The organism is Streptomyces sp. NPDC002690 (assembly GCF_053592415.1).
Genome location: NZ_JBSFVR010000008.1, coordinates 21,285 through 40,578, shown reverse-complemented (window position 1 = coordinate 40,578; position 19,294 = coordinate 21,285). Strand labels below are relative to the sequence as shown.

18 protein-coding genes are annotated in these 19,294 nt (G+C 70.5%); 12 read left to right on the top strand and 6 right to left on the bottom strand.

What is annotated here, in order from left to right:
• Positions 1-277 precede the first annotated feature (277 nt).
• Both ACWD3D_RS02355 and ACWD3D_RS02350 read right to left on the bottom strand, forming a co-directional pair.
• Complete coding sequence (locus ACWD3D_RS02355) at positions 278-2,110, bottom strand: bifunctional metallophosphatase/5'-nucleotidase (RefSeq protein WP_451459037.1); 1,833 nt, start codon at positions 2,108-2,110, stop codon at positions 278-280.
• Between the two features lie 127 nt (positions 2,111-2,237).
• Positions 2,238-2,801, bottom strand: coding sequence for a GNAT family N-acetyltransferase (locus ACWD3D_RS02350; RefSeq protein ID WP_451459036.1), 564 nt, complete (start codon positions 2,799-2,801; stop codon positions 2,238-2,240).
• A 132-nt stretch (positions 2,802-2,933) separates the two neighbouring features.
• Here ACWD3D_RS02350 and mshD point away from each other — a divergent pair, with 132 nt between their 5' ends.
• The 11 genes from mshD to pstB all read left to right on the top strand — a co-directional run bounded on the left by mshD (position 2,934) and on the right by pstB (position 15,129).
• Positions 2,934-3,857, top strand: coding sequence for a mycothiol synthase (mshD, locus tag ACWD3D_RS02345; protein WP_451459035.1), 924 nt, complete (start codon positions 2,934-2,936; stop codon positions 3,855-3,857).
• 155 nt (positions 3,858-4,012) lie between these two features.
• Complete coding sequence (locus tag ACWD3D_RS02340) at positions 4,013-4,501, top strand: GntR family transcriptional regulator (RefSeq protein WP_451459034.1); 489 nt, start codon at positions 4,013-4,015, stop codon at positions 4,499-4,501.
• Entirely contained in the window at positions 4,498-5,415 is a 918-nt protein-coding gene (locus ACWD3D_RS02335; protein ID WP_451459033.1) for an ABC transporter ATP-binding protein, read from the top strand. The genes ACWD3D_RS02340 and ACWD3D_RS02335 overlap by 4 nt, the downstream gene beginning before the upstream one ends.
• On the top strand, positions 5,412-6,422 hold the full coding sequence (locus ACWD3D_RS02330; RefSeq protein ID WP_451459032.1) for a hypothetical protein: 1,011 nt from the start codon (positions 5,412-5,414) through the stop codon (positions 6,420-6,422). Before ACWD3D_RS02335 ends, ACWD3D_RS02330 begins: the two co-directional genes overlap by 4 nt.
• A 424-nt stretch (positions 6,423-6,846) precedes the next feature.
• On the top strand, positions 6,847-9,120 hold the full coding sequence (locus ACWD3D_RS02325) for an RNA degradosome polyphosphate kinase (RefSeq protein ID WP_451459031.1): 2,274 nt from the start codon (positions 6,847-6,849) through the stop codon (positions 9,118-9,120).
• The gene (locus ACWD3D_RS02320; RefSeq protein ID WP_451459030.1) at positions 9,107-10,123 is read left to right on the top strand and encodes a CHAD domain-containing protein; all 1,017 of its coding nucleotides are present in this window, start codon (positions 9,107-9,109) and stop codon (positions 10,121-10,123) included. Before ACWD3D_RS02325 ends, ACWD3D_RS02320 begins: the two co-directional genes overlap by 14 nt.
• The gene (locus tag ACWD3D_RS02315; protein ID WP_451459029.1) at positions 10,120-10,536 is read left to right on the top strand and encodes an NUDIX hydrolase; all 417 of its coding nucleotides are present in this window, start codon (positions 10,120-10,122) and stop codon (positions 10,534-10,536) included. The genes ACWD3D_RS02320 and ACWD3D_RS02315 overlap by 4 nt, the downstream gene beginning before the upstream one ends.
• Positions 10,537-10,895: 359 nt before the next feature.
• Positions 10,896-12,041, top strand: a complete 1,146-nt coding sequence (pstS, locus tag ACWD3D_RS02310) for a phosphate ABC transporter substrate-binding protein PstS (RefSeq protein WP_451459028.1) — start codon at positions 10,896-10,898, stop codon at positions 12,039-12,041.
• A 219-nt stretch (positions 12,042-12,260) separates the two neighbouring features.
• Positions 12,261-13,256, top strand: coding sequence for a phosphate ABC transporter permease subunit PstC (gene pstC / locus ACWD3D_RS02305; protein WP_451459027.1), 996 nt, complete (start codon positions 12,261-12,263; stop codon positions 13,254-13,256).
• A complete protein-coding gene (gene pstA, locus ACWD3D_RS02300; RefSeq protein WP_451459026.1) occupies positions 13,253-14,323 on the top strand; it encodes a phosphate ABC transporter permease PstA in 1,071 nt (356 codons plus the stop codon). The genes pstC and pstA overlap by 4 nt, the downstream gene beginning before the upstream one ends.
• A 29-nt stretch (positions 14,324-14,352) precedes the next feature.
• Entirely contained in the window at positions 14,353-15,129 is a 777-nt protein-coding gene (gene pstB / locus ACWD3D_RS02295) for a phosphate ABC transporter ATP-binding protein PstB (protein WP_387375870.1), read from the top strand.
• Positions 15,130-15,291: 162 nt separating this feature from the next.
• Here pstB and ACWD3D_RS02290 read toward each other — a convergent pair whose 3' ends face one another.
• Positions 15,292-16,290 (bottom strand): anion permease, encoded by a 999-nt coding sequence (locus ACWD3D_RS02290; protein ID WP_451459025.1) that lies wholly within the window; start codon positions 16,288-16,290, stop codon positions 15,292-15,294.
• Positions 16,291-16,295: 5 nt separating this feature from the next.
• Positions 16,296-16,916 (bottom strand): DUF47 domain-containing protein, encoded by a 621-nt coding sequence (locus ACWD3D_RS02285; RefSeq protein WP_266706158.1) that lies wholly within the window; start codon positions 16,914-16,916, stop codon positions 16,296-16,298.
• Positions 16,917-17,201: 285 nt separating this feature from the next.
• Between ACWD3D_RS02285 and ACWD3D_RS02280 the strand changes: the two genes are divergently transcribed.
• Entirely contained in the window at positions 17,202-17,576 is a 375-nt protein-coding gene (locus ACWD3D_RS02280; protein WP_451459024.1) for a metal-sensitive transcriptional regulator, read from the top strand.
• 190 nt (positions 17,577-17,766) lie between these two features.
• Here ACWD3D_RS02280 and ACWD3D_RS02275 read toward each other — a convergent pair whose 3' ends face one another.
• Positions 17,767-17,970 carry a hypothetical protein gene (locus ACWD3D_RS02275; protein ID WP_451459023.1) on the bottom strand — a complete coding sequence of 68 codons (204 nt, stop codon included), beginning with the start codon at positions 17,968-17,970 and terminating at the stop codon, positions 17,767-17,769.
• A 404-nt stretch (positions 17,971-18,374) separates the two neighbouring features.
• Positions 18,375-19,217, bottom strand: a complete 843-nt coding sequence (locus ACWD3D_RS02270; RefSeq protein ID WP_451459022.1) for a hypothetical protein — start codon at positions 19,215-19,217, stop codon at positions 18,375-18,377.
• Positions 19,218-19,294 lie beyond the last annotated feature (77 nt).

Genomic DNA, 19,294 nt, shown 5'->3' with positions numbered 1-19,294 from the left:
TCGGGTCCCCGCTCAGCCGGCACAACTGCGGCGCGACCGCACCGCCGAGCACGACCAGGGAGGCAGACGTGAAGCGCACGCACCTCACCTCGGGGAGCGCCTCGTCCATGATCTGGACGAGACGCTTGGCCTTGGCCGAATCCGCGAGCCTCTCCGCGAGGTTCCGTCGCGACTCTTCCAGAGTCTCGGCCGACCGGAGGGGCTCGTAGAGTTCGGCCTCCGCGAAAGGGGCGGCGGGCCGACCCTCGGCCCACCGCCCCCTCACCGTCCGCGTGGACTACTGCACGATCGTGATGCGGTCCGTGGCCGGCGGGGCCAGCGGGGCGGCGGCCGTGGAGTGGGCCGCCAGGTAGGCGTTGAACAGGTCCAGGTCGGACGGGCCGACCAGCTTGTTCGTACCGAGGGCGAGGGCCGGGAAGCCGTCGCCGCCGCCCGCGAGGAACTCGTTCATCGCGACGCGGTAGGTCTTCGCCGGGTCGATCGCCTCACCGTTCAGCTTGATGCTGTCCGCGGAGACACGGGCGGCGCCGGTCTTCGTCAGGTCGAGCGTGTAGGTGAGGCCCTTGGAGACCTGGAGGATCTTCGGGCTGGCCTCGTTGAGGCCGCTGACCTGCTGCTGGAGCGCGGCGATCAGGTTGGCGCCGGACAGGTCGACCACGTTCATCATGTTGGTGAACGGCTGCACGGTGAAGGACTCGCCGTACGTCACCACCCCGTCGCCCTCGCCGCCGGAGTTGGCGTACACGAGGTCGGCGCGGATGCCGCCCGGGTTCATGAAGGCGACCTGTGCGCCGCCCTGGTCGGCAGGGGCGAGGCCCTCCGCCTGCGCGTCGGCGATCAGGTTGCCGAGCGGCTTCTCCAGGGCGGTGGAGCCGCGTCCGTTGATGTCGGCGGAGATGTAACCCTGCGGGCGGCTCGCGATCGGGGCGGCCAGCGCGTTCCAGCGGGCGATGAGCGCGGTCATGTCCGACGCCTTGGCCTGGTCACGGCTGACGACGTGGTTCGCGGACTTCACCGACGTACGCACGATGTCGTCGGTGCGGCGGTCGTAGGTGAGGGTCGTGTCCGTGTAGAGCTTGCCGAAGGACGCGGCCGAGGTGACCATGCGCGGCTTGCCCGCCGGGTCCGGGATCGTGCAGACGTACGCGTTGTGGGTGTGGCCGGTGACGAGGGCGTCGACCTTCGGGGAGATGCCCTTGGCGATGTCCACGATCGGGCCGGAGATGCCCGCGCCGTCGCCCCCGCTGTCGCAGTCGTAGTTGTACGAGCCGGAGGCCGGGGCCCCGCCCTCGTGGATCAGCGCGACGATCGACTTGACGCCCTGGCGGTCCAGCTCCTTGGCGTACTTGTTGACCGTCTCGATCTCGTCGTGGAACTGGAGTCCCTTGACGCCGTTGGCCGTGACGATGTTCGGCGTGCCCTCCAGGGTCACTCCGATGAAACCGATCTTGACGCCGTTCTTCTTCCACACGAAGTACGGCTTGAGCACCGGCTTGCCGGTCTTCTCGCTGGTGACGTTGGCCGCGAGGTAGGGGAAGTCCGCGCCCTGGAACTTCTTGCCCTTCTCGTAACAGCCGTCGACCGGGTGACAGCCGCCCTTCTGCAGACGGGTCAGCTCGTCGATGCCCTCGTCGAACTCGTGGTTGCCGACCGCCGTGACGTCCAGGTCCAGGCCGTTGAGCGCCTCGATCGTGGGCTCGTCGTGGAAGAGCCCGGAGAGCAGCGGGCTCGCGCCCACCATGTCGCCGCCGGCGGCGGTGACGGAGTACGGGTGCCCCTGGCGCGCGGTGCGCAGCGAGGAGGCGAGGTACTCGACGCCACCCGCGGCCACCGACTTCACGGTGCCGTCGGCCTGGGTCTCGGAGACCGTGCCGGACGATCCGGTCGGCGGCTCCAGGTTGCCGTGCAGGTCGTTGAAGGAGAGCAACTGCACGTCGACCGTGCTGGGCTGCTTGCCGTGACCGTGGCCGGAGCTGCTGCCATGGCCGTGGCTGCCCCCACGGTCGTGGGCGACGGCCGGCAGCGCGGCGAGCGTGCTCACCGTGGCCACACCGACCGCCAGCGCGAGCAGCCGCCGGGTGGCTCGGTTCTTCTTCGGAGTCGCTGACATCGGTCCCCTTGTGAGTGTTCAGCGTGCGGTACGTGGTGTTGACATGTCTGAGTCGTGCGTGCGGAAGCCTAGGGTCAACGCGCGTAGCGCGACAGGCCTTCGGGGTTACGAGCTGGTTGCCTTCCCGTCAGAAACGCGTCTCAGCGGACGAATTCCGCATGCCCGACTTCCACTCCTCGGCGAGGAGACCGAGCAACACCTCGTCGACGAACTCGCCCAGCACCCAGGCCGACGAGCGCAGTACGCCCTCGCGGACGAAGCCGTTGCGTTCGGCGGAGCGCAGCATCGCGGGGTTGTCCGCCAACGTCTCGATCTGCAGCCTCCGCAGGCCGCGCACGACGAAGCCGTAGTGGCAGAGGGTCCCGACGACATCGGCGCCGAACCCCCTGCCGCGCGCGGAGGGCAGCAGGCGCAACCCCACGTGCGCGGTCCGGTTGTGGGTGTCGATGCCCCAGAGCGACGCCGCACCGATCAGCGCGTCACCGTCCAGTTCGACCACGGAGAACGGGACCTGCGTCTGGTCCCCGTCGTCCAGCACGAGCCGCGAGTCCTGCGGACCGGGAACGGCCGGCCGCCACGGCGCGCCGCTCGACCGCGAGGATTCGGCCACGTCGTCGTAGAGCCCGGCCCGCAGGATCGGAATGTCGTCCTCGCGCCGGCCCCTGAGACCGACCTTGCTACCCCTGAGCATGCGAGCTTCCTACCCGACCCCGCCGGGCGCGGCAATCGGAATACCGGGAATACGGCGACACCGCTCCCGGCGCTCTCTCCACCGCCCGGCCGTACCGCCACCCGGCGGGCGACCCGCCGTACGCTCGTCCGTATGACGACTGACGTACCCCTCCCCGCACCCGGCCGCGAGATCCAGACACTGGACGTGCTCGCACCCGTCCAGGCCGACGCCGTACTCGACCTGCTCGCCGAGGCCGCCCGGGCGGACGGCCGGCAGGCGGTCTCCGAACAGGGACGGCTCTACCTCCGGGGCGGCCACCGGACCGGCGTACGCCACCTGCTGCTGACCAGCGGCGGCGTACTGGCCGGGTACGCGCAACTGGAGGACACCGACCCCGTGGAGGCCCCGGCCGCCGAGCTCGTCGTCCTCCCCGAACAGCGCGGCCACGGCCACGGCCGGGCCCTGGGCGCCGCCCTGCTCGCCGCCAGCGGCAAGCGCCTGCGGGTGTGGGCGCACGGCGGTGGCCCGGCCGCCCGCCACCTCTCGCAGGTGCTCGGGCTCAGCCTCTTCCGCGAGCTGCGCCAGCTCCGCCGCCCGCTGATCCCGCTCGACATCCCGGAACCGGTGCTGCCGGAGGGCGTCACCGTACGCACCTTCGTCCCCGGCCAGGACGACGCCGCCTGGCTCGCCGTGAACAGCGCCGCCTTCGCCCACCACCCGGAGCAGGGCGCCCTCACCCAGCGGGACCTGGACGACCGCCTGGCCGAGTCCTGGTTCGACCCGAAGGGCTTCTTCCTGGCCGAGCGCGACGGCGAACTCGTGGGCTTCCACTGGACGAAGGTGCACGCCGAGGAGCACCTCGGCGAGGTGTACGTCGTCGGCATCCGGCCCGACGCCCAGGGCGGCGGCCTCGGCAAGGCGCTCACCGCCATCGGCCTGCGCCACCTCGCCGCCGAGGGACTGCCCGACGCGATGCTCTACGTGGACGCGGACAACGTGGCGGCCGTGACGGTGTACGAGCGGATGGGCTTCACCACCCACGAGGTGGACCTGATGTACCGCACGGAGTCCTGACCGGTACCTTCGCACTCCGCCGGCCGCCATCCCCGGCGCGCGGAGGGCTTGTTCACCATCGACTGCCCGAACGTTCCCAGGGGCGGCGTCACTTGACGCCGCCCCTTCTTTGCCCCACCCTTTCACTACTCAACTAGTGAAAGGGTGTTGACCGCATGGCAGAACCCGCAGCGGTCGAATTCCGCATCGACCGGCGCAGCGGTGTCGCCACCTACGTTCAGATCGTCCAGCAGACGAAACAGGCCCTGCGCCTGGGAGTTCTGCGGCCCGGCGACCGGCTGCCCACCGCGCGCGAGGTCGTCGAGGCCACCGCCATCAACCCGAACACGGTGCTCAAGGCCTACCGCGAGCTGGAGCGCGAGGGGCTGACCGAAGGCCGTCGCGGCCTCGGCACCTTCATCCGGCGCACCCTCGGCGGAGCGGCCCACGAGGACCCCGGCTCGCCGCTCCGCGGTGAACTCGCCGACTGGGTGGGCCGTGCGCGCGCGGCGGGTCTGGAACGGGACGACATGACAGCACTCTTCACGGCGGTACTGGACGGCGCGCCCACGGGGGGCAGCACGTCGCAGGTGAGCGGCGAATCCGCGCCGCAGCACGGCACGTCCAGGGCGAACAGCGCACACAAGGGGGAAACGAACGCATGACAGTCGCCGCGATCGAGGCCGACGGCCTCGGCACGACGTACCGGCGCGGGAAGGGCACGTGGGCCCTGCGCCACTGCTCCTTCCGGCTGCCCGCCGGGCGGATAGCCGCCCTCGTCGGCCCCAACGGAGCCGGCAAGTCCACCCTGCTCGCCCTCGCCGCCGGGGTGCTCCGCCCCGCCGAGGGAACCCTGCGGGTGCTCGGAGCCTCACCGGCCGAGGCCCGCGCCCGCATCGGTTACGTGGCCCAGGAGAAGCCGCTCTACGGGCAGCTGACCGTGGCCGAGACCCTGCTGACCGGAGCCGAACTCAACCCGGGCAGCTGGGACACGGAGACCGCCGAGCGGTTCGTCGGGGACCTGCCGCGCACGGCACGGGTCCGCACCCTCTCCGGCGGCTCCCGCACCCGGCTCGCCCTGGCCCTCGCCCTCGGCAAACGGCCCGAACTCCTGCTGCTGGACGAGCCGATGGCCGATCTCGACCCGCTGGTCCGACACCGTCTGATGGGCCTGCTGATGGCCGAAGCCGCCGAGCGCGGCACCACCATCGTCATGTCCTCGCACATCCTCACCGAGCTGGAGGGCGCCTGCGACCACCTCCTGCTCGTCGACGGCGGCCGGGTCCGGCTCGCCGGGGACACCGAGGAGATCCTCGCCGCACACGCCGTACTCACCGGGCAGGCCGCCGACCTCGCCCCACACACGGTGGTGGAGTCCCGCACCACGGGTCGTCAGGTGACCGCGCTGGTACGGCCCGAGGGTCCGGTGGACCACGCCACCTGGCAGGTCACCACCCCGTCCCTGGAGGAACTGCTGCTCGCCCACCTCCGCTCCCCCGACGCCCCGCCGCTGACGATCACCCACCCCGGCCAGAACAGTGCCCGCCACGAGGAATCCCGGACGGTGACCGCGCCATGAGCACCCTCGCCCCGCCCCGCCCGGCCGTCCGCGCCACCGCCTCCACCGGTCTGCGCGGCCCCGTCCGGCTCGTCGTCCGCCAGCACCGGCGGACGTTCCAGCTGCTGATCCTCCTCATCGCGCTCGCCGTCGTCGGCCTGGTGGCCGTCACGGTGTGGGTCGGCCACGACGCCGACGCCTTCGCCGACACCGGCTGCCGGCTCGGCAGCAACAGCCCGACCCACGCCTGTGCGCAGTCCGTACGCGAGTACCTGGACAGCCAACTGCACCTCAGCACCGCCCGGAGTTGGGTCGAGCTGCTGATGGTCCTCCTGCCCGCCGCGTACGGGGCGTTCATGGCGGGCCCCGCGATCGGACGCGAACTGGAGAGCGGCGTCCACCGCCTCGCCTGGACCCAGTCCGTATCGCCGGCCCGCTGGCTCACCGCGAAGCTGGCCGTCCCCGCGACGGCGGTCGTGGCGGTGACCCTCGTACTGACCGCCGCCCACGCCTGGGCCTCGGGACAGGCCGAGCAGTACACCGACGAGTGGTACATGGACGGGCTGCGGCCCACGGGCGGTGTACTCCCCCTCGCGTACGCGCTCTTCGCCCTGGCCGTCGGCACCCTCGCCGGCCTGCTGCTCCGGAACACCCTCCGCTCCATGGCCGTGGCACTGGTGGTCCAGGGCATCTCGGTGTACGGGTTCGGCAAGGTACGGCCCCACCTGTGGCCGGTCGTGACGGCCACCTACTCGTCCCGCATCGACGACTTCCACCTGGGCCGGTGGGTGGTCGACTCCGGCTACCTCACCAGCACCGGCGAGCGCCTGCCCTTCAGCACCTGCGCCGACAGCACCGAGACCGGCGACACGTGCCTGAACGCACTCGGCATCACCGGCCGCTACGTGGACTACCACCCGGAGTCCCACCACTGGCCGCTCCAGCTCGTCGAGACCGGCATCCTGCTCGCGGTCGCGGCCCTGGCCGTCCACGCCTCCTACCGGCTGCTGCGCCGCCTGCACGCCTGACCCGGCGCCGCACACCCCCACCACGGCCGCGCCGTCCGGGCTCCACGAGGGGGGAGCCCGGCCGGCGCGGCCGTACGCGTCGCCACGATCACGGCCGACGCGGCCGTACGCGCGCCCCCGGGCCTCCGTTACGGTCGTACACCTTCCCGGCATCCGGACAACCCGGGAGATACGCCCTACCGGGCCCCGCAGGGGGCGCGTACCAGCAGGTGAGCGCCCCCTCGGGGCACCACTCCGCGTCCACACCGCTTCCTGCATGTCATGTCGCCGTTACCGTCCATTAAGACTCGCTTGCGACTCTCTCGGAATGCAGCCAGCTGTGCCCGCCCCCCGCAACGGAAAGCCCCAGCGCCCTCCCGGACCTTCCGCGATCTTTCCCGGCTCCGACGCGCCCACTGGGCCATTCAGCGGGAAGAATGGGTCCATGAGCCAGCAGCCCAGCGCCGATGTACCGGTCCAGCCCGCCGCCTCGTCGACTCCCCCGGCCCAGCCGACGGTGGGGTCCCTCGCCGCTCATCGCCCGCCCGCGGTGTCCAAGGGTTCGCCGCGCTCGTCGGGGTTCTCCACCGCCGCGGATCTGGACCCCGACCTCGACGCCGACGCCGACTCCTACGAGCCGCGCCGCGACGGCGGCAGCCTTCCCGGGGACCGCTTCCTCGACCGGGAACGCAGCTGGCTCGCCTTCAACGAACGCGTTCTCGAACTGGCCGAGGACCCCGCGACGCCCCTCCTCGAACGGGCTAACTTCCTCGCCATCTTCGCGTCCAACCTGGACGAGTTCTTCATGGTCCGGGTCGCCGGCCTCAAGCGCCGCATCGCGACCGGCGTGGCCACCCGCTCCGCGTCCGGGCTCCAGCCCCGCGAAGTGCTGGAACAGATCTGGACCCGCTCCCGCGAACTCATGGCCCGGCACGCCGCCTGCTACCAGCAGGACATCGCCCCGGCCCTCTCCGACGAAGGCATCCAGCTGATCCGCTGGCCCGACCTCACGGAGAAGGAGCAGGCCCGCCTCTTCACCTTCTTCCGCCAGCGCGTCTTCCCCGTGCTCACCCCGCTCGCGGTGGACCCGGCGCACCCCTTCCCGTACATCTCCGGCCTCTCGCTGAACCTCGCCGTCGTCGTACGCAACCCGGTCAGCGGCCACCGCCACTTCGCCCGGGTCAAGGTGCCGCCGCTGCTCACCCGCTTCCTGGAAGCGTCCCCGCAGCGGTACGTCCCCATCGAGGACGTCATCGCCGCCCACCTCGAAGAGCTCTTCCCGGGCATGGAGGTGCTCGCCCACCACATGTTCCGGGTCACCCGGAACGAGGACCTGGAGGTCGAGGAGGACGACGCCGAGAACCTCCTCCAGGCCCTGGAGAAGGAGCTCATGCGGCGTCGCTTCGGCCCGCCCGTCCGCCTGGAGGTCGAGGAGTCCATCGACCCCTACGTCCTCGACCTGCTGGTGCGCGAGCTGAAGGTCACCGACGCCGAGGTCTACCCGCTGCCCGGCCCGCTCGACCTCACCGGACTCTTCGGCATAGCGTCGCTGGACCGGCAGGAGCTGAAGTACCCCAAGTTCATCGCCGGCACCCACCGCGACCTCGCCGAGGTCGAGTCCGCGTCCGCGCCGGACGTCTTCGCCGCGCTCCGCGAACGGGACGTACTGCTCCACCACCCGTACGACTCCTTCTCCACCTCCGTCCAGGCCTTCCTGGAACAGGCGGCGGGCGACCCGGACGTACTGGCGATCAAGCAGACGCTCTACCGCACCTCCGGCGACTCCCCGATAGTGGACGCCCTCATCGACGCCGCCGAGTCCGGCAAGCAGGTCCTCGTCCTCGTCGAGATCAAGGCCCGCTTCGACGAACAGGCCAACATCAAGTGGGCCCGCAAGCTCGAAGAGGCCGGCTGCCACGTCGTCTACGGCCTCGTCGGGCTGAAGACCCACTGCAAGCTGTCGCTCGTCGTCCGCCAGGAGGGCGACACCCTGCGCCGCTACTCCCACGTCGGCACCGGCAACTACCACCCCAAGACGGCCCGGCTCTACGAGGACATCGGCCTGCTCACCGCCGACCCGCAGGTCGGCGCCGACCTCTCCGACCTCTTCAACCGGCTCTCCGGCTACTCCCGCCGTGAGACCTACCGCCGGCTGCTCGTCGCCCCCAAGTCGCTCCGCGACGGGCTCGTCGCCCGCATCAACAAGGAGATCGCCCACCACCGCGCCGGGCGCCCCTCCTACGTCCGCTTCAAGGTCAACTCCATGGTGGACGAGGCGATCATCGACGCCTGCTACCGGGCCTCGCAGGCGGGCGTCCCCGTGGACATCTGGGTACGCGGCATCTGCGCGGTCCGCCCCGGCGTCCCCGGCCTCTCGGAGAACGTCCGGGTCCGCTCCATACTCGGCCGCTTCCTCGAACACTCACGGCTCTTCTCCTTCGGCAACGGAGGCGAACCCGAGGTCTGGTTCGGCAGCGCCGACATGATGCACCGCAACCTCGACCGCCGGATCGAAGCCCTGGTCCGGGTCACGGACCCCGCCCACCGCGCCGCACTCAGCCGGCTCCTGGAGACCGGCATGGCCGACACCACCTCGTCCTGGCACCTGGGTCCCGACGGCGAATGGACCCGCCACTCCACCGACGCGGACGGCCAGCCCCTGCGGCACGTACAGGAAATGCTCATTGATGCACGGAGGCGCAGGCGTGCGACGCCCTGACCAGCAGACGCCCGGTACCGCCACGGCACTGACCGCCGAGGCGGTACTGGCGCCCTACCTCCGCGCCCAGGCGGCCGACTTCCTGCGGAGTCTGCGCCTGCACCGCGAACAGAGCGCCCCCACGGACTCCGGCAGCCGCGGCGCGGAAGAGGCCGCCCGCGCGCTGCGCAGGTCCGCCCGCCGCATCAGCGGGACCCTGCACACCTTCAAGGCGCTCCTCGACCCCGGCTGGGCCGACCAGCTCCGCACCGAGCTGGCCTGGCTCTCCGGCACCCTCGCCCGCGAGCACGACTGCTCCACCCGGCTCCTGCGGCTCCTCGAAGCCCTCCACCACCTGTCCGGCGCCCACCTCCCGGCCGCCCGCAGCGGCAAGGGCGCCACCGGCGGCGGAGCCGGCAGCGGCACCGGCACCGACCGGGCGGCCCTGGACGTCGGCGCCGCCCGCGCCGGAGCCCTGCTGGAACGCCAGCTCACCCTGGCCCGCACCCGCGCCCACTCCGCCGCCCTCCAGGCACTCGGCTCCTCCCGCTTCCACGCGGTCGCCGACTCCGTCGCCCTGCTCGCCTCCGAGGTGCCGCTGACCGGCAAAGCCGGTGCCCCCGCCGCCGAGGCCCTCCTCGACCCCGCCGAACACGCCCGGCAGCGACTGCTCGGCGCCGTCGCGGCCCTGCCGCACGGCGACGCGGCGGACGTCTACAACGAGGCGCACGACGCGCACTGGCACCAGATCCGGCTGCTGCTCCGCCTCCACCGGTACGCCCACGAGGTCGTGGCCGGCATCCCCGACCCGGTCCTCGCCGGTCCGGAACGCGCCCTCGACCTGCACCGGGAGGCATCCGAGGCCGCCTCGGCCGCCTCGGCGGCGGCCCGCACCCCACGCATCGCCCCCGCCACCGCGTACGCCCTCGGCGTACTCCACGCCGACCAGCGCCACGAGGTCGACGCCGCACGCTGCGTGTTCCGCGACACCTGGCCGTTCGCGGCGGCCGTGGCGGCGCCATGACCTCTCCCGGACCGGTGGTGGCCGCCGGCTGCGTGCTCTGGCGCCGTTCCCCGTACGACGGTGCCCTGGAGGTCTGCCTCGTGCACCGGCCGAGGTACGACGACTGGTCGCACCCCAAGGGCAAGCTGAAGCGCGGCGAGGACCCGCGGGACGCGGCGGTGCGCGAGGTGCTGGAGGAGACCGGCCACCACTGCGAGCCCGGCGCCGCGCTGCCGACACTGCGGTACGAGGTGAACGGGCACCCCAAGGAGGTCTTCTACTGGGAGGCCCCCGCCACGGGCGGAGCCTTCGTACCCAACGACGAAGTGGACCGCGTCGTCTGGCTCTCCCCCGCCGCCGCCCGCGACCGGCTGACCCGCCCCGCCGACCGGGTGCCGCTCGACGCGATGCTCGACGCCCGGGCGGACGCCTGACCGCTCGGGGCGCCCCGGCGCGTCAGCGGTGATCTTCCAATGTGCCACCCCGTACGCATCACCGCGTACGGGGTGGCACACGTGCGCCGGTGCGCGGGGCAGGACCGGTGCCGCGCCGGTGCCCGGGGCCGGACCGGTGCGCGGGGCCGGACCGCGACCAGGATCGTCGCGGAAGACCACAACCCCGCACCGTCCCGCACGGTTCACCTTCCGTTCACTCGCTCCCGTAGGCCGCTTCACCTGTTCTGCCTAATTTCGGACTTACACGGTGCGAGGCGCTCAGCCAACGCACCACTCCACATCGCACGCCGTCGTAGAACGTATCGACCACGGCGGCTCCCGGAAGGAAACACCCGAAAGTGAAGCTTCAGCGCAAGAACCGGCTTCGTGCCACCGCGCTCGGTGCCCTCGCCGTCTCCGGCGCCCTGGTCCTCACGGCGTGCGGTTCGGACGACAACACCGGCAGCGACGCGACGGGCGGCGGCACCAGCGCGTCCGCCTCCGCCGCCGCCTCGGACATCTCCTGCGACGGTGCCACCGGCCAGCTGCTGGCCTCCGGTTCCAGCGCGCAGAAGAACGCCGTGGACCTCTGGGTCAAGAACTACATGGCCGCCTGCTCCGGCGTCGAGGTCAACTACAAGTCCTCCTCCTCCGGCGAAGGCATCATCGCCTTCAACCAGGGCACCGTCGGCTTCGCCGGCTCCGACTCCGCGCTCAAGCCGGAAGAGGTCACCGACTCGAAGAAGATCTGCAAGACCGGCCAGGGCATCAACCTCCCGATGGTCGGCGGCCCGATCGCGATCGGCTTCCACCTCGAAGGTGTCGACAGCCTGACGCTGGACGCCCCCACCCTCGCGAAGATCTTCGACACGAAGATCAAGAAGTGGAACGACGAGGCCATCGCCAAGCTCAACCCGGGCGTCAGCCTGCCGGACAAGGCGATCCAGCCCTTCCACCGCTCCGAGGACTCCGGCACCACGCAGAACCTCGGCAAGTACCTCGCCGCCACCGCCGGTGACAACTGGAAGTACGAGCCCGAGAAGAAGTGGCCGGCCCCCGGTGGCCAGGCCGCGTCCGGCTCCGCCGGTGTCGCCGCCCAGGTGAAGCAGGTCGACGGAGCGATCGGTTACTTCGAGCTCTCCTACGCCTCCTCGCAGTCGATCTCCACCGTCGACATCAACACCGGTGCCGCCGCCCCGGTCAAGGCCTCCCCGGAGACCGCCTCCGCCGCCATCGCCGCCGCCAAGATCAAGGGCACCGGCAAGGACCTGGCGCTCGACCTCGACTACACCACCAAGGCCGAGGGTGCCTACCCGATCGTCCTGGTCACGTACGAGGTCGTCTGCGACACCGGCAACAAGGCCGAGACCCTTCCGACGGTCAAGTCCTTCCTGACCTACACCGCCTCCGACGCGGGCCAGAAGCTCCTCACCGAGGCCGGCTACGCGCCGATCCCGGCCGAGATCAACGCGAAGGTCCGCGAGACCATCTCGGCCCTCTCCTAGTCACACCGGCACCACGCCACACCAGCAACGCCTCCGCCTCCGGCGGAACCCCGTACGGCCCGGCCCCTCGTCCGGACCGGGCCGTACGGACGTGAACGACCGGCGGCCGGTCGGGCAGGGGCCCCGAAAGGGCATCGGCCACCGGCCGGCCGCCGCGCTTTCCCATCCGGTGCACCGCCGCCAGGGGAGCCCCGCTCCCTCACACAGACCGGAAAGACCATGGCCTCCACCACACCGATAGACATCCCACCGGCACCGCCGGCCCGCCAGAGCCTCCCCGCCAAGTCCGGCGGGCGCGCGGGCGACAAGATCTTCCTGGGCCTCTCCCGGGGCTCGGGCATCCTGCTTCTCGTGATCATGGCGTCCATCGCCGTGTTCCTCACCTACCGCGCCGTACTCGCCGTCTCGAAGGACGAGGGCAACTTCCTCACCACCTTCGACTGGAACCCGGCGGGCGACCCTCCGGTCTTCGGCATCGCGGTCCTGCTCTTCGGCACCGTCGTCAGCTCGATCGTCGCGATGGTCATCGCGGTCCCGATCGCCGTCGGCATCGCCCTCTTCATCTCGCACTACGCACCGCGCAAGCTGGCAGCGCCGCTCTCCTACGCGGTCGACCTGCTCGCCGCGGTCCCCTCGATCGTGTACGGCATCTGGGGCGCCCTCGTCCTGGTCCCGCACCTGGAGGGCCTCAACCTCTGGCTCGACCAGTTCTTCGGCTGGACCTACCTCTTCGAGAAGACCGAAGTCGGCGTCGCCCGCTCGCTCTTCACCGTAGGCATCCTGCTCGCGATCATGATCCTGCCGATCGTGACCAGCGTCAGCCGCGAGGTCTTCCTCCAGGTCCCGCGGATGAACGAGGAAGCCGCCCTGGCGCTGGGCGCCACCCGCTGGGAGGTCATCCGCCTCTCGGTGCTGCCCTTCGGCCGCTCGGGCGTGATCTCCGCCTCGATGCTCGGCCTGGGACGCGCACTCGGCGAGACGATGGCCGTCGCCACGGTCCTCTCGCCCAGCTTCCTCATCTCGTTCCACCTGCTCAACCCGGGCGGCGGCACCTTCGCCCAGAACATCGCCGCGAAGTTCGACGAGTCCACCCAGTTCGGGCGTGACGCCCTGATCGCCTCCGGTCTCGTCCTCTTCGTGCTCACCCTGCTGGTCAACGGCGCGGCCCGGCTCATCATCGCCCGCCGCAAGGAGTACTCGGGGGCCAACGCATGAGCCACGCATCGACCGGCGTCCAGGACCGCCCGACGCCGTCCAAGGGCTCCCTCAGCAGTCGCGCCCTCCCGCGCTGGGCCCCGCTCGGGTTCGCCGTCGTCGCGATCCTCCTCGCCGTCGGCATCGGCGCCGCGGCCGGCCTGGACAGCCGTGTCCAGTGGGGCCTGATCGCCGCGCTGCTCTTCCTGGCGATCTCGTACGTGACCACCACGGTGGTCGAGAACCAGCGCCAGGCGAAGGACCGCCTCGCGACCAGCATCGTCTGGGTCTGCTTCGTCCTCGCGATCATCCCGCTGGCCTCCCTGCTCTGGACCACGGCGGCTCGGGGAGCGAAGGTCCTCGACGGTTACTTCCTCACCCACTCGATGGCCGGAGTGCTCTCCGCCGAACCGGGCGGCGGCGTCTACCACGCGCTGGTCGGCACCCTGGAGCAGGTCGGCATCGCCACCGTCATCTCCGCGCCGATCGGCCTGCTCACCGCCGTCTACCTGGTGGAGTACGGCAAGGGCTCCCTCGCCAAGGCGGTCACCTTCTTCGTCGACGTGATGACGGGCATCCCCTCCATCGTCGCCGGCCTCTTCATCCTCTCGATCATGCTCATGGCCGACCTCGGGCCTTCCGGCCTGATGGGCTCGCTCGCCCTGTCGATCCTGATGATCCCGGTCGTGGTCCGCTCCACCGAGGAGATGCTCAAGCTCGTCCCGAACGAGCTGCGCGAGGCGTCGTTCGCCCTCGGCATCCCGAAGTGGCGCACCATCCTGAAGGTGGTCCTGCCGACCGCGATCGGCGGCATCACCACGGGTGTCATGCTCGCCATCGCGCGTGTCGCCGGTGAGACCGCGCCGATCATCCTGCTCGTCTTCGGCAGCCAGCTGATCAACACCAACCCCTTCGACGGCCCGCAGTCCTCGCTCCCCTTCTACATCTGGGACCAGTACAAGGTCGGTTCCGAGGCGTCGTACGACCGCGCCTGGGGTGCGGCACTGGTGCTGATCGCCTTCGTCATGATCCTCAACTTGGTGGCCCGCGGCATCGCCCGCTGGAAGGCCCCGAAGACCGGCCGCTGACCGCGGCTACGAAAGAAGCAGTGATTCAGATGGCGAAGCGCATCGACGTCAGCGGCCTCACCGCCTACTACGGCACCCACAAGGCCATCGAGGACATCTCGATGACCGTCGAACCCCGCTCCGTGACGGCCTTCATCGGCCCCTCCGGCTGCGGCAAGTCCACCTTCCTGCGCACCCTGAACCGGATGCACGAGGTCACCCCCGGTGGCCGCGTCGAGGGCAAGGTGCTGCTGGACGACGAGAACCTGTACGGATCGAGCGTCGACCCGGTCACCGTGCGCCGCACGGTCGGCATGGTCTTCCAGCGCCCCAACCCCTTCCCGACCATGTCGATCTTCGACAACGTCGCGGCGGGCCTGAAGCTGAACGGCAAGTACCGCAAGAGCGAGCTGAACGACGTCGTCGAGAAGTCGCTCCAGGGCGCCAACCTCTGGAACGAGGTCAAGGACCGCCTGAACAAGCCGGGCTCCGGCCTCTCCGGCGGTCAGCAGCAGCGGCTCTGCATCGCCCGCGCCATCGCGGTCGAGCCCGAGGTCCTGCTGATGGACGAGCCGTGCTCCGCGCTCGACCCGATCTCGACCCTCGCGGTCGAGGACCTGATCAGCGAGCTGAAGGAACGCTTCACGATCGTCATCGTGACGCACAACATGCAGCAGGCGGCGCGTGTCTCCGACCGCACGGCCTTCTTCAACCTCGCCGCGGTCGGCAAGCCGGGCCGTCTCATCGAGATAGACGAGACGGAGCGGATCTTCTCCAACCCGTCGGTCCAGGCGACCGAGGACTACATCTCGGGCCGCTTCGGCTGAGCCGGCCCCACCCCTCGCCTGCCTGGACGCCTTCCGGGCAGGCGACCCCGATCGGCCTCGCGGTGCTGCATGGCGGTGCCACCGCAAGGCAAAAGGGGCCGCCCCCGTTCTCTGCGAAGAGAACGGGGGCGGCCCCGTATCCACGGTTCGGGCGTTCGGGCGTCAGCCGAAGAGCAGGTACACGATCCCGTAGCTCGCCGCGGCGACGAGCGCCGCCGCCGGCATGGTGATGAACCAGCCCAGGATGATGTTCTTGGCGACACCCCAGCGGACCGCGTTGACCCGCTTGGTCGCGCCGACACCCATGATCGCGGAGGTGATGACGTGCGTGGTGGAGATCGGGGCGTGGAAGAGGAACGACGAACCGAACATGATCGACGCGCCGGTCATCTCGGCCGCGAAGCCCTGCGGCGGGTCCAGCTCGATGATCTTCCGGCCGAGAGTCCGCATGATGCGCCAGCCGCCCGCGTACGTACCGAGCGACAGCATCAGCGCACAGACGATCTTGACCCAGACCGGGATCTCGTCGTTCGGGCCCTCGACGTCGGCGATGACCAGGGCCATCACGACGATACCCATCGTCTTCTGGGCGTCCTGGAGACCGTGGCCGAGCGCCATGGCCGCCGCCGAGACCGTCTGCGCGATCCGGAAACCGCGCTTGGCCTTGTGCGGGTTGGACTTCCGGAACATCCACATGATCGCGACCATGAAGAGGTAGCCGACGACCAGGCCGATGACCGGGGAGAGGAACATCGGAATGACGATCTTCTCCAGCACCCCGTCCCAGTGCACCAGCGTCCCGCCGGCCAGCGCCGCGCCGACCATGCCGCCGAAGAGCGCGTGCGAGGAGGAGGACGGCAGGCCGTAGTACCAGGTGACGAGGTTCCAGATGATCGCGCCGACCAGCGCCGCGAAGAGGATGCCCATCCCCTTCGAGCCCTCGGGCGTGGCGATGAGCCCCTCACTGACCGTCTTGGCGACGCCCTGTCCGAGGAACGCACCGGCCAGGTTCATCACCGCGGCCATCGCCAGGGCCGCCCGCGGGGTCAGCGCCCGGGTGGAGACCGAAGTGGCGATGGCGTTCGCGGAGTCGTGGAAGCCGTTGGTATAGGTGAAGCCGAGCGCGACGCCAATGGTCACGATCAGCGCAAAGGTGTCCACTGGAGTCAGGACTCCTTGACCGCGATGGTCTCCACCGTGTTGGCGACGTGTTCGAACGCGTCGGCCGCCTCTTCCAGCACGTCGACGATCTGCTTCAGCTTCAGCACCTCGATGGCGTCGTACTTGCCGTTGAAGAGGTGGGCGAGCAGCTTGCGGTGGATCTGGTCCGCCTGGTTCTCCAGCCGGTTGACCTCGATCCAGTACTCGGTGAGGTTGTCCATGGTCCGCAGCCCGGGCATGGCCTCGGCGGTCAGCTCCGCCGCCCTGGCCAGCACCTCGATCTGCTGCTCGACACCCTTCGGGAGCTCTTCGACCTGGTACAGAACGACCAGGTCGACGGCCTCCTCCATGAAGTCCATGATGTCGTCGAGCGACGACGCGAGGTTGTAGATGTCCTCGCGGTCGAACGGCGTGATGAAGGAGGAGTTCAGCTGGTGGAAGATCGCGTGGGTGGCATCGTCCCCCGCGTGCTCCGCCGCCCGCATGCGCTCCGCGATCTCGGCTCGGGAGGAAGAATCCGCTCCGAGCAGTTCCATAAGGAGTTTCGAGCCCGTGACGATGTTGTCCGCGGACGCGGAAAACATGTCGTAGAAGCTCGTCTCCCTGGGGGTCAGACGAAAGCGCACGTGGGGTCCTCGGGATGCTTTGGATTCGGTCAGGCTGATGCTAGGCGCATCATCCGGCCACGGCTAACCGGCATTCTTCAGTGTCGCCCATCGATCAGCGTGATCAGCACGGCCCCCGGGTCACGTTTCGGCTCGATTCGTTACCATATACCCACCCGGGGTATACAGCCCGGGAAGAGTCCGGGCGGCGTCCGGCGACAGGGCACGCCCCGGAACGGGCACCTCTCGGTACTCCCGCCTTCACGGCTGTCGCCACGCACGGGCACGAGACAACGGGAGGACCCCATGACCACCACCGAGGCCACCGGGCAGACCGGCGCCACTCCCCCCGAACCCCTCGGCCTGCCGGCCGGGCCCGTGACCGACCACGACCGGGGCGTCCACGGCTACCACCATCAGAAGGACGAGCACCTCAAGCGCCTGCGCCGGATCGAGGGCCAGATCCGGGGTCTCCAGCGGATGGTGGACGAGGACACCTACTGCATCGACATACTCACCCAGGTCTCGGCGTCCACCAAGGCGTTGCAGTCCTTCGCGCTCCAACTGCTGGAGGAACACCTCCGCCACTGCGTCGCCGACGCCGCCGTCAAGGGCGGGGACGAGATCGACGCCAAGGTCGACGAGGCCACCAAGGCCATCGCACGCCTGCTTCGCACCTGATGTCCGTTCCGCACCCCCGGCCGGCGTGCCAACCGGCCTGCTGGTCAGCCACCCGGCCCGCAGCCGCTCCGGGCGTGACGGTCGCTCCGACGTGGCGTTCCCTCCCGGCCGTGGCGCCTCGTGTGTGCGCCCGGACGTGACGTCCGCACGTGACACGTGACACGTGACACGTGGTCACGGTCGGGTCCGGTCAGGACCTTCGTTCGGCCTGGCGGGGAATGTTGGACGTTCCGGCGGCCTCGCCCACGTTGAGCACCTCGTCGATGCGGTCCGGACTGAGCCGGTCCTCGGGGCTGGACGATGCGGCGATCATCAGCTCGCCGCAGAGTTCGATCTCGGCGAGAGCCACGTACTCCTGCGCGTTCGGAGCGCTGAGCGTCACCACCTGCGTCACCTCTCTCTACCGTCGCCGGCCCTTGGCGCACAGACTCCAAGCGTAGGGACCACCAGGCGCCGCGCGCATGACACGGACGGGCCATTTCGGCCCCTCCCAAGAGGGCTGCCCTCGCCCATCGAACACCCGTACGTCCAGTTGTCTTCTCCGAATACAGCACCGCAGGCTCGGACGCAAGCATCGGATTCCAGCCACCGGCTCCGGCTCCGGCTCCGGCTCCGGCTCCGGCTCCGGCTCCGGCTCCGGCTCCGGCTCCGGCTCCGGCTCCGGCTCCGGTGACCGTGCGCCGTCATGGACGCGGACGCCTTCGTCGGCGCGGGTGCTGCCGCCGCCCTCGCCGCCCCCTTCATCGCCCTCGCCCCCTCATCGCCACCGCCACCACCACCGCCGCCATCGCCATCGCCTCAGCTCTGCCGGATCTCGCCCGTGTAGAGGTCCGCCCCGTCCGGCAGATCCACGGTGACCGGCACTCCGAACCCGTACAGGAGCATCGTCGAGACCACCGTCACCGCCGGGCCCTCGGCCGAGAAGGTGAAACGGTGGCGGACCTTCCGCAGCCGGCCCTCGTCGTCCAGGTAGGCGTCGAAGGGCACCGCATGGGTGCGGAAGCCGCCCGCCGCGGCCGTCAGCGCCGCCCGCGACAGGGGCGAGGCGGCCCCCGCCGCACTGCCGATGTCCGCGGTCCCCCGGTAGTGGCGGACCCCGATGCCCGCCAGCTCGGTCCGCCCCACGTACGTCACACCACGGGCCTCGCGCAGCAGCTCGGCCGCGGCCATCGGGTCGGTGACTCCGCCGGTGACGAGGTTGCCGTCCGCAAGCACCGTGGTGTCGATCCGTACCCACTTGTCTTCCGGGACCCCGGCCCCCCGGTTCTTCATGTAGAGCGCGCCCGGCGTCAGCAGCTCGGTGATGGGCCGGTGCTCCTCCGCCCCGGCCGCGTCCTTCGGCAGCACGACCTTGATGCGGCCGAGCTGTTTGCGGAAGTCGTACGCGCCCTGGCCCCGGATCGTCACACGGGTGCCACCGGCCGAGGTCTCCATCGAGGTGTTCGTCTCCGCCCCGCCGGACTCGGCGAGCACGTCCGCCGCCCGGTCGAGCACCAGCCCGGGCGACTCGTCCGTCGGAGCACCCGTCACGGTCCCGCTCCCGCCGCCGGAACAACCGGCCAGCACGGCGAGCAGACCCGCCACGGCCAGCGCGCGGACAGCCAGTGCCGCGCCTTCGCACCCGTGCTGCCGCACCACCATCGCCTGCCAACCCCCAACGAACTCACGCCGGAACCGGACCCTCGCCCGTTCCGCATAACGACGGCCGCCGTCCCCCG

What these genes read in the sequence shown, in the direction of transcription:
- ACWD3D_RS02355 (WP_451459037.1), bottom strand. Translation starts at nt 2,110, where the DNA reads ATGTCAGCGACTCCGAAGAAGAACCGAGCCACCCGGCGGCTGCTCGCG.
- ACWD3D_RS02350 (WP_451459036.1), bottom strand. Translation starts at nt 2,801, where the DNA reads ATGCTCAGGGGTAGCAAGGTCGGTCTCAGGGGCCGGCGCGAGGACGAC.
- mshD (WP_451459035.1), top strand. Translation starts at nt 2,934, where the DNA reads ATGACGACTGACGTACCCCTCCCCGCACCCGGCCGCGAGATCCAGACA.
- ACWD3D_RS02340 (WP_451459034.1), top strand. Translation starts at nt 4,013, where the DNA reads ATGGCAGAACCCGCAGCGGTCGAATTCCGCATCGACCGGCGCAGCGGT.
- ACWD3D_RS02335 (WP_451459033.1), top strand. Translation starts at nt 4,498, where the DNA reads ATGACAGTCGCCGCGATCGAGGCCGACGGCCTCGGCACGACGTACCGG.
- ACWD3D_RS02330 (WP_451459032.1), top strand. Translation starts at nt 5,412, where the DNA reads ATGAGCACCCTCGCCCCGCCCCGCCCGGCCGTCCGCGCCACCGCCTCC.
- ACWD3D_RS02325 (WP_451459031.1), top strand. Translation starts at nt 6,847, where the DNA reads ATGAGCCAGCAGCCCAGCGCCGATGTACCGGTCCAGCCCGCCGCCTCG.
- ACWD3D_RS02315 (WP_451459029.1), top strand. Translation starts at nt 10,120, where the DNA reads ATGACCTCTCCCGGACCGGTGGTGGCCGCCGGCTGCGTGCTCTGGCGC.
- pstC (WP_451459027.1), top strand. Translation starts at nt 12,261, where the DNA reads ATGGCCTCCACCACACCGATAGACATCCCACCGGCACCGCCGGCCCGC.
- pstA (WP_451459026.1), top strand. Translation starts at nt 13,253, where the DNA reads ATGAGCCACGCATCGACCGGCGTCCAGGACCGCCCGACGCCGTCCAAG.
- pstB (WP_387375870.1), top strand. Translation starts at nt 14,353, where the DNA reads ATGGCGAAGCGCATCGACGTCAGCGGCCTCACCGCCTACTACGGCACC.
- ACWD3D_RS02280 (WP_451459024.1), top strand. Translation starts at nt 17,202, where the DNA reads ATGACCACCACCGAGGCCACCGGGCAGACCGGCGCCACTCCCCCCGAA.
- ACWD3D_RS02270 (WP_451459022.1), bottom strand. Translation starts at nt 19,217, where the DNA reads ATGGTGGTGCGGCAGCACGGGTGCGAAGGCGCGGCACTGGCTGTCCGC.